Raw genomic sequence first — 13,313 nt, 5'->3', positions numbered from 1 at the left:
CCCGGAGAGGGCCGTTATGGGAAGACCTGGCCAACAGGCCGTTTCCCGCGATCTCTCGCGCCGCGCGCCCCAAGGCCTCGGCTCCATCCGGCCCGGACGCCTCAGCGCCAGGCGTGGCGGATCTTCAGCCGCCCATATCCCATCGCCCCCGAGAAGCGGAAGCGCGGCGCACCCGGGCCGCTCGGCTGCCGGGGCTTGTAGCGCAGGTCCTTCCACCCGGTGTGCAGGCCCTCGACCTCGACGATCGCGTCGCGCGGCACCGTGATGTTCGCGTTGCCGGTGCCGAGGCTCAACTCGATGTCGACGACCGGGTGTTCGACGATCGCCCGCGACAGATCCAGGCGCACCCGCCCGAAGGCGGACTCGACCTTGAGGACCCTGGGCACCCGCCAGGCTCCGCGCCGCGTGATCCGTCCACCGGCGGCGGCGATCGTCGACGTGGTGCCCGGGTCCTCCGCCGGGAGCGGGTCCAGGGCCGCCGCGAGTTCGCCGTGGGTCGTGGCGGCGAGCACCTGGCCCAGGCAATCGTCCATCTCCTCGTGCGAGATGCGCTCCTCGGCGTACGCCTCCCGCACGCGCCGCACCGCGCTCTCGCGGTCGTCCTCGCCCACGCGCGTCGAGTCGCTTCGCCGAAGTGAGGTCACCACTTCACCCTAATGCGGCGGCGGCCGGACGGACATGGCGCTGCCGTGCGATCTCAGGAGACCGACGCCGCCCCGGCCTCCTGACGGCTGTCGTAGTCGGCGCGCGCCTTCGCGATCTCCTGCTGGTGGCTCTCGGTCCAGTCGACCAGCGACCTGATCGTCGTGTGCAGGGTCGCGCCCAGCTCCGTCAGCTCGTACTCCACGCGCGGCGGGACGACGGGGTAGACCGTACGCCGCACCAGGCCGTCGCGTTCGAGCTGGCGCAGGGTCACCGTCAGCATGCGCTGGCTGATGCCCTCGATCAGCCGGCGCAACTCGGAGAAGCGCAGGGTGCGGCGCTCCAGGTGGGCGATGGCGAGGAGCGACCACTTGTCCGCGACGCGGTCGAGGATCTGCCGTACCTCGCAGCCCTCGCGGACGTCCCACTGGCTGATGTCGTAGTCCGGACCGGCGGCGGTATCGGCGCAGTGACTCGGTGACTTCAAAGTGCCTTCTTCCATACCGCCCCACGGTGCCGCAAGCTTCGAGTGGTTACAAGAGGGAACCGACCGGCAATCCGGTAACTCACCGATGTTTCGCGCTGCTTGAGGCTATGGCGCGCGAACCCCGTTCCACCTGACCGCCGTTGGCGGCTGTTCGCTGTGCCCGCTTCGCCGCGCCCGCTTCACCGTGCTCGCTTCGCCATGCCCGCTTCACCATGCCCGTTCCGTCCGCGTACAAGGAGAAGTCCCGTGTCCTCATCACCGCCCCCTTCGAGATCGAGCAGTGACCGCATGACCGGGCGCGCCTGGGGTGTGCTGCTCGTCCTGTGCGGCGCGATCTTCCTCGAAGGCATCGATGTGGCCATGCTCAACGTGGCCCTGCCCGCGATCCGCGAGGATCTGGACCTGTCCACCGGCACGCTCCAGTGGGTGATGAGCGCGTACGTCCTGGGCTACGGCGGTTTCATGCTGCTGGGCGGGCGGGCTGCCGATCTGTTCGGCCGCCGCCGGATGTTCGTCCTCTGGCTCGTGGTGTTCCTGCTCTTCTCCGGACTGGGCGGGCTGGCCACCGAGGGCTGGATGCTGATCACCGCCCGCTTCGTCACCGGGGTCGCCGCGGCCTTCATGACCCCGGCCGGCCTGTCGATCATCACCACCGGCTTCCCCGAAGGGCCGCAGCGCAACAAAGCCCTGCTCGTCTACGCGGGCACCGCCGCGGGCGGCTTCTCCATCGGTCTGGTCGTCGGCGGGCTGCTCTCCGCCATCGACTGGCGCTGGGTGTTCTTCGCGCCGGTCATCCTCTCCTTCGGCATCCTGCTCGCCGCACTCACGCTGATCCCCGCCTCGCCCCGCCCTGACCGCACCGGCAAGGGCCTCGACCGCACCGGCCAGGGCGTCGACCTGGCCGGAGCGGTCACCGTCACCGCCGGAATCCTGCTCCTCGTCTTCGGCGTCGAGCGGGCCACGCACACCTCTGCCGGCTGGACCGTCGGCACGATCGGCGCGGCTCTGCTCCTCTTCCTCGCGTTCGTCCTCATCGAGCGCGCCTCGTCCTCGCCGCTGGTGCGCCTGGGCATCTTTCGCAGCGGGGCGCTGGTCCGCGCCAATGTGTCGGGGCTGCTGTTCGCCGCGGGGTTCTTCGGCTTCCAGTTCATCGCCGTGCTCTACCTCCAGGAACTGCGCGGCTGGTCGTCCCTCCGGACCAGCTTCGCGCTGATCGTCATCGGCGTGGACGCGGTCCTCTCTCCGCTGCTCACCCCGAAGCTGGTGGCCCGGTTCGGCAACGCCCGGGTCATCTTCGGCGGGCTGCTCGTCGCGTCGCTGTCGTACGCGCTGTTCCTGCCGATCGCCGCGGACTGGACGTACGCGGCCATGTTCCCGGGCCTGCTCCTCCTGGGTGTCGCCTTCTCGCTGGTCTACGGTCCGCTCACCATCACGGCCACCGACGGCATCGCCGAGGAGGAGCAGGGTGTGGCGGGCGGGCTGCTCTACACGTCCTTCCAGTTCGGGGCCGCGCTGGGGCTGTCCGCGGTGGCCGCCGTCAACATCGCCGCCACGGACGGGAGTTCGCCCGCCGCCCTTCTCGACGGCTACCGGGCGGCCCTGGTCGTCCCGCTGGCCGCCGCCCTGATCGCCGCCGCCGTCAGCGCGTTCGGGCTGCGCACCCGGCGGGCGACGACTCCGGGCAGCACCTCGGCCGACGTCGGCGAGGTCGAGCAGCCCGCCGGGGTCGGGGCCTGAACGCGCGGAGGCAGGACCTGAACGCGCAGGGCGCGGGGGTACGGCCGGGTTCGCCCGGGCGTACCCCCGCGCCGCCGTGTGCCGCCGTGTGCCGCCGACTATTCGGTCGACGCCCCTCCCCCACGTCCGGCAGAGTCCCGTCATGGACCACAGAGAGATCACCACCCCCCGGCACTGGCCCCTCTACGGGCTTCGCCTCCGCACCCCGCGCCTCGAACTGCGCCCGCCCGGGCTCGAACTCCTCGACGAGCTGGCCTCGGTGGCGGCCGCCGGGGTGCACGATCCGGAGCGTATGCCGTTCAACGTGGCGTGGACCGACGGGACGCCCGACGCCGTGGGGCGGGCGGTGTTCCAGCATGTGCTGGGGACCGTGGCCGGCTGGTCGGTGGACGACTGGACGCTGAGCCTGGCCGTCCTGCACGAGGGGAAGGTCGTCGGGCGGCAGGATCTGATGGGGCGCGGCTTCGGTGTGCGGCGGCAGGCGGAGACCGGATCGTGGCTCGGACTCCCGTACCAGGGGCGGGGGTTGGGTACGGAGATGCGCGCCGCCGCCCTCCACCTGGCGTTCGCCGGGCTCGGCGCGCGGTACGCCGTCTCCGCCGCCATGACCGACAACCCGCGTTCGCTCGGGGTCTCGCGACGGCTCGGATACGCGGACGACGGCCTGGAGACGGACGTCGTGCGCGGGACCGCCGTCACGCTTCGGCGGTTGCGGCTGGACCGGGCCCGGTGGGAGGCGCACCGGAGTGTGGCGGTGACCGTGGAAGGGCTCGACGCCTGCCGGGCGGAGTTCGGGGCCTGAAGGGCGGCTCGTCGGCAGCCCACCCCCCTTTTGAAGCAAGGTTAGGCTAACCTTCCTTCGGATCGCCCCAGCCGGAAGCCGGGCCCGTCCGCCCGCCTCTCCGGCCCGTCCCGGAGGAGCTCCCGTTGACGTCGACGACCGCCACCGCCCCCGAAGTCGCCCCGTTCCGGCTCTTCGACCTGGCCGTTCTGCGGACCAGGCGGCTGGGCCCCTCCATCCTGCGGATCACGCTCGGCGGCCCGGGAATCGAGGGCTTCAGCGGCGGGGGCCGCGATCAGAGCCTGTCGGTCCTCCTGCCCCGCCCGGGGCAGGACGAGGCCGTGGTCCCGACGGGCGGCAGCGGAAGCTGGCACGAGAGGTGGCGGGCGCTGCCCGAAGGCGAGCGGGCGGTGATGCGTACGTACGCCGTACGGGCCCAGCGGCTGCGGGCCGACGGTTCGACCGAGGTGGATCTCGACTTCGTGCTGCACGGTGACGGCGGACCCGCCTCCCGCTGGGCGCGGGCGGCCGCGCCCGGCGACCGGCTCAAGGTACTGGGGCCCACGGCGGCGGACAACACCGCCGTACGTTTCCGACCGCCGGCCGACACCGACTGGGTACTGATCCGGGCCGACGAGACCGCCCTGCCCGCCGCGGCCGCCGCGCTGGAGTGGCTGCCCGCGGGGCTGCCGGCCCGGGTCTGGCTGGAGATTCCGTGCACCGAGGACCGGCAGGCGCTGAACACCGCGGCGAAGGCCCGGATCAGCTGGCTGGTCCGGAGCGAAGGGGCGGCCCGTGGCGTGGAGGCCGTGCGCGCCGCCGAGTTGCCCGGGGGCACCCCGTACGCGTGGATCGCGGGCGAGGCGTCCGGGGTGCGGGCGCTGCACCACCATCTGGTCCGGGAGCGGGGCTTCGAGCGGGGGCGGGTGACCTGCACGGAGTACTGGCGGCGCGGGCTGAGCGAGGAGCAGTCGCGGGAGGCGGCAGCCGTGGCGAGGACCGCCGGAAGCGAGGCCCCGGATCGTCCGGAAGAGGAACACGAGGGTCAAGTGGCGAGATAGGGGCGGTAAAGCGGACAAGCCGCCCACTCCCAGGGGGCGAGAGGAATGACCGATTCCGAGTTAGGTTAGGCTCACCTTACTTCGGCATCGCGCCCTCGTCCCCCCTTCCTGCCCGGAGGGTCGCGATGAAGTTCCCCTCACCCGGGAGGACCCTTTTATGCGTGCGCACCTGCTCAACAACACGACTGCGGAGCACTATCGGAGCACCGTCTCCGCAGGAGTGGAACGGGTAGCGGCCACTCTCGCCACCACCGAGCGCCCCTTCAGCGGGGTCGGTGTCGACGAGCTCTCCCCCGTCGTCGACGCGATCGACCTCGACCGGCCGCTGGGCGACGCCGCCGCCGCCCTGGACGAGCTCGGCGAGGTCTACCTCCGCGACGCCGTCTACTTCCACCACCCCCGCTATCTCGGGCACCTCAACTGCCCGGTCGTCATACCCGCCGTGCTCGGCGAGGCCGTGCTCTCCGCGATCAACTCCTCCCTGGACACCTGGGACCAGAGCGCGGGCGGCACCCTCATCGAGCGCCGGCTGATCGACTGGACCACCGAGCGGATCGGGCTCGGCCCGGCCGCCGACGGGATCTTCACCAGCGGCGGTACGCAGTCCAACCTCCAGGCCCTGCTGCTGGCGCGGGAGGAGGCGAAGACCCGGCCGGAGCACTTCACCCGGCTGCGGATCTTCACCTCCGAGTGCAGCCACTTCAGCGTGCAGAAGTCCGCCAAACTCCTCGGCCTCGGCCCGGACGCGGTCGTCTCCGTGCCCGTCGACCGCGACAAGCGCATGCAGACCGTGGCCCTCGCCCGCGCGCTGGAGAGTTGCGTCGCCGAAGGAGCCGTGCCGATGGCCGTCGTCGCCACCGCCGGCACCACGGACTTCGGATCCATCGACCCGCTGCCCGAGATCGCCGCGCTCTGCGAGCAGTTCGCCGTCTGGATGCATGTGGACGCCGCGTACGGCTGCGGGCTGCTCGCCTCCCGTGAGCGCGGCGGCCTCCTCGAAGGCATCGCGCACGCCGACTCGGTCACCGTGGACTACCACAAGTCCTTCTTCCAGCCCGTCAGTTCGTCGGCCGTGCTGGTCCGCGACCGGGCCACCCTGCGCCACGCCACGTACCACGCGGAGTATCTGAACCCGCGCCGGATGGCCGAGGAGCGGATACCCAACCAGGTCGACAAGTCCCTCCAGACGACCCGCCGGTTCGACGCGCTGAAGCTGTGGATGACGCTGCGCGTCATGGGCGCGGACGGGATCGGCGAGCTGTTCGACGAGGTCTGCGACCTGGCCGCCGAGGGCTGGCAGCTGCTCGCCGCCGATCCGCGCTTCGACGTGGTCGTCGAACCGCAGCTCTCCACGCTCGTCTTCCGCTACATCCCGTCCGGTGTCACCTCCCCGGGCGAGATCGACCGCGCCAACCTCTACGCCCGCAAGGCGCTGTTCGCCTCAGGCGAGGCGATCGTCGCGGGCACCAAGGTGGGCGAGCGGCAGTACCTGAAGTTCACCCTGCTCAACCCCGAAACGACCGTGGCCGACATCGCCGCGGTCCTCGACCTGATCTCCGGCCACGCCGAGAAGTACCTGGGAGACTCCCTTGACCGCGCTTCCTGACCCCCACGACTTCATCGGGATCGGGCTCGGCCCGTTCAACCTCGGCCTCGCCTGTCTGACCGAGCCGATCGACGAACTCAACGGCGTCTTCCTGGAGTCCAAGCCGGACTTCGAGTGGCACGCCGGAATGTTCCTCGAAGGGGCCCATCTCCAGACGCCGTTCATGTCGGACCTGGTCACCATGGCCGACCCGACCTCGCCGTACTCGTTCCTCAACTATCTGAAAGAGCGCGGCAGGCTCTACTCCTTCTACATCCGGGAGAACTTCTACCCGCTGCGCACCGAGTACAACGACTACTGCCGGTGGGCCGCCGCGAAACTGAGCAGCATCCGGTTCGACGAGACCGTCGAGTCGGTGACGTACGACGAAGGCTCCGGGCTCTACACCGTGACCACCGCCTCCGGTGAGGCGTTCCGGTCCCGGCATCTGGTCCTCGGCACCGGAACGCCGCCGCACATCCCGGACGCCTGCCAAGGACTCGGCGGCGACTTCCTGCACAACTCCCGTTATCTGGAAGGCAAGGCCGAGCTCCAGAAGAAGAAGTCGATCACCCTGGTCGGCAGCGGGCAGAGCGCGGCGGAGATCTACTACGACCTGCTCTCCGAGATCGACACCTACAGCTACCGGCTCAACTGGGTCACCCGCTCCCCGCGGTTCTTCCCGCTGGAGTACACCAAGCTGACGCTGGAGATGACCTCCCCGGAGTACATCGACTACTTCCACGCGCTGCCCGAGGAGACCCGCTACCGGCTGGAGACCGGGCAGAAGGGGCTGTTCAAGGGCATCGACGGGGAGCTGATCGACGCGATCTTCGACCTGCTCTACCAGAAGAACCTCGCCGGGCCCGCGCCCACCCGGCTACTGACCAACTCGGCTCTCGTCAGCGCCCGTTACGACGAGGAGGGCGGGGCGTACAGCCTCGGTCTGCGCCAGGAGGAGCAGGGCAAGGACTACGAGCTCACCACCGAGGGCCTGATCCTCGCCACCGGCTACCGCTACGAGGCGCCCGCCTTCCTCGCGCCGATCGCCGGCCGGCTGCGCCACGACAGCCGGGGCCGCTTCGACGTGGCCCGCAACTACAGCATCGACACCACCGGGCGCGGGGTCTTCCTCCAGAACGCCTCGGTGCACACCCACTCGATCACCTCGCCCGACCTCGGTATGGGCGCCTACCGCAACGCGTACATCATCGGCGAACTGCTCGGCCGTGAGTACTACCCGGTCGAGAAGTCCATCGCCTTCCAGGAGTTCGCCGTATGAGCCGCCCCGACAAACACCCTTCCGGCACCATCGGCACGTTCACCGTCCGGCCGCTGGATCCCGCCGCCGACGCCGCTCTGGTGCACGGCTGGGTGACCCACCCCAAGGCCGCGTTCTGGCTGATGGGCGACGCCGAACTCCCGGACGTGGAACGGGAGTACCGGAACATCGCCGCCCACCCGCACCACGACGCGTTCATCGGGCTGCACGACGGCGAGCCCGCCTTCCTGATCGAGCGCTACGACCCCACCGAGGTCGAGCTCAAAGGGCTGTACGAGGCGGAGCCCGGCGACGTCGGGATGCACTTCCTCGTCGCCCCCACCGACACCCCGGTGCACGGCTTCACCCGGGCCGTGATCACCGCCGTGATGGATTTCCTGTTCGCCGACCCGTCGGTGCGCCGGGTCGTCGTCGAGCCCGACGTGACCAACAGCGCCGTCCAGGCCCTCAACAAGGCCGTCGGCTTCGAGGTGCTCCGGGAGATCGCCAAACCGGAGAAGGACGCACTGCTCAGCGCCTGCACCCGTGAGCAGTTCGAAGCAGCAACCGGAGGTAACGACCGATGACGACCGCCCTCAGCGACAGCGTCGCCCACCTCTCCCCGGGGCGCTGGGCCACCGCAAACCGACTGCTGGTACGTAAAGCACTGGCGGAATTCAGCCATGAGCGGCTGCTGGCGCCCACCCCGATCGGCGACGACCGCTTCACCGTCCGTAGCGACGACGCCTCCACCGAGTACCGTTTCACCGCGCGCCTCTTCGCCCTGGACCACTGGCAGGTCGAGGCCGAGACCATCACCCGGCACCGGCACGGCTCCGAACTCCCGCTGGACACGCTGGAGTTCTTCATAGAGATGCGGCACACCCTCGGGATCTCCGAGGAGATCCTGCCGGTCTATCTGGAGGAGGTCTCCTCCACCCTGGCCGGAACCGCCTACAAACTCACCAAGGAACCGGCCACCTCCCGCCAGCTCGTCGCCGCCGGCTTCCAGGCCATCGAGACCGGGATGACCGAGGGCCACCCGTGCTTCGTCGCCAACAACGGGCGGCTCGGCTTCGGCGTGGACGAGTACCGCGCGTACGCCCCCGAGACCGCCGCGGAGATCCGGCTGGTCTGGCTGGCCGCCCGCCGGGAGCGGGCCACCTTCACCGCGGGCGCCGGTCTCGACTACGACGGCCTGATGAAGAGCGAGCTGAGCGAGGCGACCCGGGAGCGGTTCGACGGCGCGCTGCGCGGGCTCGGCCTCGACCCGGAGGACTACTTCCTGCTGCCGGTCCACCCCTGGCAGTGGTGGAACAAGCTCGCGGTCACCTTCGCCGGAGAGCTGGCCGAGCGGCATCTGGTGGTGCTCGGCGAGGGCGAGGACGGCTATCTCGCCCAGCAGTCCATCCGTACGTTCTTCAACGCGGACCACCCGGAGAAGCACTACGTCAAAACGGCGCTGTCCGTGCTCAACATGGGCTTCATGCGCGGGCTCTCGGCCGCGTACATGGAGGCCACGCCGGCGATCAACGACTGGCTGGCGGGTCTGATCGAGCGCGACGACCTGCTGCGCGGGGCCCGGTTCTCGATCATCCGGGAGCGGGCCGCGATCGGCTACCACCACCGGTCCTACGAGGCGGCCACCGCCAAGGGCTCCCCGTACCGGAAGATGCTGGCCGCCCTGTGGCGCGAGAGCCCGGTGCCGGGCCTCCAGCCGGGCGAGCGGGTCGCGACGATGGCCTCCCTGCTCCACACCGACCACGAGGGCGGCTCGGTGGCCGGGGCGCTGATCGCCGAGTCGGGCCTGGACCCGCAGGCCTGGCTGCGGCACTACCTGGACGCCTATCTGGTGCCGGTGCTGCACAGCTTCTACGCCTACGACCTGGTCTACATGCCGCACGGCGAGAACGTGATCCTGGTCGTGGAGGACGGGGTCGTCACCCGGACGATCTTCAAGGACATCGCCGAGGAGATCGCGGTGATGGACCCGGACGCGGTGCTGCCGCCGCAGGTCGAGCGGATCCGGGCCGAGGTCCCCGAGGACATGAAGCTGCTGTCGGTCTTCACCGACGTCTTCGACTGCTTCTTCCGCTTCCTGGGCGCGGGCCTGGCCACCGAGGGCGTCCTGGACGAGGACACCTTCTGGCGGACGGTCGCCGCGTGCGTACGCGACTACCAGGAGTCGGTGCCGTATCTCGCGGACAAGTTCAAGCAGTACGACCTGTTCGAGGCGGAGTTCGCGCTCTCCTGCCTCAACCGCCTCCAGCTGCGCGACAACCAGCAGATGGTCGATCTCAACGACCCTGCCGGTGCGCTCCAGTTGGTGGGGCGCCTGAAGAACCCGATCGCCGGGTTCTGAGCCCCGGCCGCCCGATCGCGGCGGCCCTGCGACCGGTGAGCGCCTGAGGACGGTCCCTCGGGCGCTCGCCTTCTTCTCCTCGCTCCGTGGGCCGCGCGGCGGACTGGCAGAATCGCGGCCATGGCAGAAATCATCCAGCGGGACGGAACGTGGACGTTCGACGGCGACACCGTGCGCATCGTGCCGGGAGGAAAGGCGCACCCGGTCCGGCAGGCGCTGGGTGAGACGGCCGTGCCCCTGGAGGCGGTGGCGGGCATCTCCTTCGAGCCGGACCGCAAGGGCGGGCGGCTGCGGCTGAGGCTGCGCGGCGGCGCCTGCCCGGTGCTGCGGGCCGCCGACGGGCGGCTGAAGGACGGCGCCGACCCGTACGCCCTGACCGTGGAGAAGGACCGCACGGGGGTCGCGGAGTACTTCGTCGACGAGGTGCGCAACGCGCTGCTGATCGAGCAGGTGCCGGACGGCCCCGTGGACCGGTTCCTGCTGCCCGGCCCCACCCTGCCGGTCTCCGGCGGGGGCGGCGACGGCACGGCCTCCTTCGACGGCGAGACCGTCCGGCTGACCTGGAACTGGAAGGCCGAGGAGTCCAAGACCTCGGCCGGTCCGACGTCCTTCCCGCTGTCGCGGATCGCGGGCGTGCGCTGGCTGCCCTCGATCGGGCTGGAGAACGGCTATCTGCGCTTCGAGCCAGCGGAGGGCCCCTCCTCCGCGCCGCCGAAGTACGACACGTACTCCCTGGACCTGTGGGGGATCTCGAAGAAGGAGTACACCGCGGTGGTGGTCGCGGCGGCGGTGCTGATGCGGCTGCCCGGGGCCCGTGCGGCGCAGGACGCCCCACAGGCGCCCCCGGCCCTGGCCAAGGCCGCCGAGCCCGTCGCCCCGCCCGCGGGCGACCACGACGCGCTGCTGCGGCGGCTGCGGGAGCTGGGCGAGCTGCACCGCGCCGGGGTCCTCACCGACGAGGAGTTCAGCACCGCGAAGCAGGCCGTTCTGCGCAGCATGTGAGGCGATCCGGGGGCTTTACCCGACCCCCCTGCCCGATATCGGGCAGATTTCTTGCATAAGCGCGCCCCGGCAAGCAATATCGACGCGTGCTTGAACGCCGCTCGTCGCACGACGACCTCATCGATCACCTCGTACGCTCCACCGCGCTCCAGCGCGGCGAGGCGGCCCGGGTGATCCTCGACGTGCTGGCGTACTTCGACGAGAGCACCGACGACTTCGTCCGGCGCCGCCACCGCGAACTGCAGTCCGGCGGCCTGGTCAACACGGAGATCTTCGAGCGGATCGCGGCCGAGCTGCCGCACCGCGCCGTGGCGCCGCCGGAGCTCTCGCTCCGCCAGCTGCGCCGCATCGTCTACGGCTGAGCGAGCCGGGCGCCCGTGCGCGGGGCGCCGCAACGCATGCAGATACGTGTACGTCGATGGAGGGGCAGAGAATCCATGTGCGGGATCGTCGGATACATCGGGAAGCGTGACGTCGCTCCACTGCTGCTGGAAGGCCTGCAGCGGCTGGAGTACCGGGGCTACGACTCCGCGGGCATCGTCATCACGAGCAAGGCCGCGGCGGGCAAGCCGGGCACGCTGAAGATGGTCAAGGCCAAGGGCCGGGTCCGCGAGCTCGAGGCCAAGGTCCCCAAGCGGTTCGCCGGGACCACCGGCATCGCGCACACCCGCTGGGCCACCCACGGCGCCCCCAGCGACGAGAACGCCCACCCGCACCTGGACGCGGAGAACAAGGTCGCCGTCGTCCACAACGGGATCATCGACAACGCCTCCGAGCTGCGCGCCAAGCTCACCGCCGACGGCATCGTCTTCCTCTCGGAGACCGACACCGAGGTCCTCACCCACCTGATCGCCCGCGCCCAGGCCGAGACCCTGGAGGAGAAGGTCCGCGAGGCGCTGCGCCACGTCGAGGGCACCTACGGCATCGCCGTGCTGCACGCCGACTTCAACGACCGCATCGTGGTCGCCCGCAACGGCTCCCCGGTCGTCCTCGGCATCGGCGAGAAGGAGATGTTCGTCGCCTCCGACGTCGCCGCCCTGGTCGCCCACACCCGCCAGGTCGTCACGCTCGACGACGGCGAGATGGCCACCCTGAAGGCCGACGACTTCCGTACGTACACCACGGAGGGCTCGACCACGACGGCCACGCCGACCACCGTGGAGTGGGAGGCCGAGTCGTACGACATGGGCGGCCACGACACGTACATGCACAAGGAGATCTCCGAGCAGGCCGACGCCGTGGACCGCGTGCTGCGCGGCCGGATCGACGACCGGTTCTCCACCGTGCACCTGGGCGGCCTCAACCTGGACGCCCGTGAGGCGCGCGGGGTCCGCCGGATCAAGATCCTCGGCTGCGGCACCTCGTACCACGCGGGCCAGATCGGCGCCCAGCTGATCGAGGAGCTCGCCCGGATCCCCGCCGACGCCGAGCCGGCCTCCGAGTTCCGCTACCGCAACCCGGTCGTGGACCCCGACACCCTGTACGTCGCGGTCTCCCAGTCGGGCGAGACGTACGACGTGCTGGCCGCCGTCCAGGAGCTGAAGCGCAAGGGCGCCCGCGTCCTCGGCGTGGTCAACGTGGTCGGCTCCGCCATCGCCCGCGAGGCCGACGGCGGTACGTACGTCCACGCGGGCCCGGAGGTCTGCGTGGTCTCCACCAAGTGCTTCACCAACACCGTGGTCGCCTTCGCGCTGCTCGCGCTGCACCTGGGCCGGATCCGTGACCTGTCGGTCGCGGACGGCAAGCGGATCATCGACGGGCTGCGCCGGCTGCCGGAGCAGATCAGCGAGATCCTGGCGGGCGAGGACGAGATCAAGCGGCTCGCGGCGGAGTACGCGGACGCCAAGTCGATGATGTTCATCGGCCGGGTGCGCGGCTATCCGGTGGCCCGCGAGGCCTCGCTGAAGCTGAAGGAGGTCTCGTACATCCACGCCGAGGCCTACCCCGCCTCCGAGCTGAAGCACGGCCCGCTCGCGCTGATCGAGCCCGCGATGCCGACCGTGGCGATCGTGCCGGACGACGATCTGCTGGAGAAGAACCGCGCCGCGATGGAGGAGATCAAGGCCCGCAGCGGCCGTATCCTCGCCGTCGCCCACCAGGTTCAGGAGAAGGCCGACCACACCATCGTCGTACCGAAGAACGAGAACGAGCTGGACCCGATCCTCATGGGCATCCCGCTCCAGCTGTTCGCGTACCACACGGCCCTCGCGATGGGCCGCGACATCGACAAGCCGCGCAACCTGGCGAAGTCCGTGACGGTCGAGTAGACGGCGGCGCGCAGACGTTGGGCCCCGTACCCGTCACGGAGACGGTACGGGGCCCAACGCGTGCTGCTACGGGGCTTCCTGGCGGCCCCTCGGATCGCTCGGGCCCGCTCGGGTCGGTCCGACCGCCG

12 protein-coding genes are annotated in these 13,313 nt (G+C 70.5%); 10 read left to right on the top strand and 2 right to left on the bottom strand.

The window, feature by feature from the left end; all coding sequences use genetic code 11:
* Nucleotides 1–101: 101 nt before the first annotated feature.
* On the bottom strand, nt 102–644 hold the full coding sequence (locus tag G3I54_RS05525) for a DUF1707 domain-containing protein (RefSeq protein WP_343240275.1): 543 nt from the start codon (nt 642–644) through the stop codon (nt 102–104).
* A 53-nt stretch (nt 645–697) separates the two neighbouring features.
* Entirely contained in the window at nt 698–1,144 is a 447-nt protein-coding gene (locus G3I54_RS05520) for a helix-turn-helix domain-containing protein (RefSeq protein ID WP_164611701.1), read from the bottom strand.
* Nucleotides 1,145–1,417: 273 nt separating this feature from the next.
* On the opposite strand from G3I54_RS05520, the gene G3I54_RS05515 reads away from it, so the two are divergent.
* The 10 genes from G3I54_RS05515 (at nt 1,418) to glmS (ending at nt 13,185) form a co-directional block, all read left to right on the top strand.
* Nucleotides 1,418–2,866 carry an MFS transporter gene (locus G3I54_RS05515; protein ID WP_239144242.1) on the top strand — a complete coding sequence of 483 codons (1,449 nt, stop codon included), beginning with the start codon at nt 1,418–1,420 and terminating at the stop codon, nt 2,864–2,866.
* Between the two features lie 142 nt (nt 2,867–3,008).
* Nucleotides 3,009–3,668 carry a GNAT family N-acetyltransferase gene (locus G3I54_RS05510; protein ID WP_164611699.1) on the top strand — a complete coding sequence of 220 codons (660 nt, stop codon included), beginning with the start codon at nt 3,009–3,011 and terminating at the stop codon, nt 3,666–3,668.
* Between the two features lie 125 nt (nt 3,669–3,793).
* Nucleotides 3,794–4,708, top strand: a complete 915-nt coding sequence (locus tag G3I54_RS05505; protein ID WP_164611697.1) for a siderophore-interacting protein — start codon at nt 3,794–3,796, stop codon at nt 4,706–4,708.
* 157 nt (nt 4,709–4,865) lie between these two features.
* Nucleotides 4,866–6,314 (top strand): aspartate aminotransferase family protein, encoded by a 1,449-nt coding sequence (locus G3I54_RS05500; protein ID WP_164611695.1) that lies wholly within the window; start codon nt 4,866–4,868, stop codon nt 6,312–6,314.
* Nucleotides 6,298–7,575, top strand: coding sequence for a lysine N(6)-hydroxylase/L-ornithine N(5)-oxygenase family protein (locus G3I54_RS05495; protein ID WP_164611693.1), 1,278 nt, complete (start codon nt 6,298–6,300; stop codon nt 7,573–7,575). Before G3I54_RS05500 ends, G3I54_RS05495 begins: the two co-directional genes overlap by 17 nt.
* Nucleotides 7,572–8,141, top strand: coding sequence for a GNAT family N-acetyltransferase (locus G3I54_RS05490; protein WP_164611691.1), 570 nt, complete (start codon nt 7,572–7,574; stop codon nt 8,139–8,141). Before G3I54_RS05495 ends, G3I54_RS05490 begins: the two co-directional genes overlap by 4 nt.
* Nucleotides 8,138–9,916, top strand: a complete 1,779-nt coding sequence (locus G3I54_RS05485) for an IucA/IucC family siderophore biosynthesis protein (protein WP_164611689.1) — start codon at nt 8,138–8,140, stop codon at nt 9,914–9,916. Before G3I54_RS05490 ends, G3I54_RS05485 begins: the two co-directional genes overlap by 4 nt.
* Before the next feature lie 120 nt (nt 9,917–10,036).
* Nucleotides 10,037–10,918, top strand: a complete 882-nt coding sequence (locus tag G3I54_RS05480) for a DUF4429 domain-containing protein (protein WP_164611687.1) — start codon at nt 10,037–10,039, stop codon at nt 10,916–10,918.
* An 86-nt stretch (nt 10,919–11,004) separates the two neighbouring features.
* Entirely contained in the window at nt 11,005–11,280 is a 276-nt protein-coding gene (locus G3I54_RS05475) for a hypothetical protein (RefSeq protein WP_003968990.1), read from the top strand.
* A gap of 75 nt (nt 11,281–11,355) precedes the next feature.
* The gene (gene glmS, locus G3I54_RS05470; RefSeq protein WP_164611685.1) at nt 11,356–13,185 is read left to right on the top strand and encodes a glutamine--fructose-6-phosphate transaminase (isomerizing); all 1,830 of its coding nucleotides are present in this window, start codon (nt 11,356–11,358) and stop codon (nt 13,183–13,185) included.
* Nucleotides 13,186–13,313: the final 128 nt, after the last annotated feature.

The organism is Streptomyces sp. SID14515, assembly GCF_010548505.1.
In the GTDB taxonomy this organism is placed as follows: domain Bacteria; phylum Actinomycetota; class Actinomycetes; order Streptomycetales; family Streptomycetaceae; genus Streptomyces; species Streptomyces caviscabies.
The sequence above is the reverse complement of the archived record's forward strand: the minus strand, read 5'-3'. Positions and strand labels throughout refer to the sequence as shown.

Excerpts from the sequence above, each read along its gene's own strand:
- G3I54_RS05515 (WP_239144242.1), top strand. The coding sequence starts at position 1,418 with ATGACCGGGCGCGCCTGGGGTGTGCTGCTCGTCCTGTGCGGCGCGATC.
- G3I54_RS05500 (WP_164611695.1), top strand. The coding sequence starts at position 4,866 with ATGCGTGCGCACCTGCTCAACAACACGACTGCGGAGCACTATCGGAGC.
- G3I54_RS05510 (WP_164611699.1), top strand. The coding sequence starts at position 3,009 with ATGGACCACAGAGAGATCACCACCCCCCGGCACTGGCCCCTCTACGGG.
- G3I54_RS05490 (WP_164611691.1), top strand. The coding sequence starts at position 7,572 with ATGAGCCGCCCCGACAAACACCCTTCCGGCACCATCGGCACGTTCACC.
- G3I54_RS05480 (WP_164611687.1), top strand. The coding sequence starts at position 10,037 with ATGGCAGAAATCATCCAGCGGGACGGAACGTGGACGTTCGACGGCGAC.
- G3I54_RS05485 (WP_164611689.1), top strand. The coding sequence starts at position 8,138 with ATGACGACCGCCCTCAGCGACAGCGTCGCCCACCTCTCCCCGGGGCGC.
- glmS (WP_164611685.1), top strand. The coding sequence starts at position 11,356 with ATGTGCGGGATCGTCGGATACATCGGGAAGCGTGACGTCGCTCCACTG.
- G3I54_RS05520 (WP_164611701.1), bottom strand. The coding sequence starts at position 1,144 with ATGGAAGAAGGCACTTTGAAGTCACCGAGTCACTGCGCCGATACCGCC.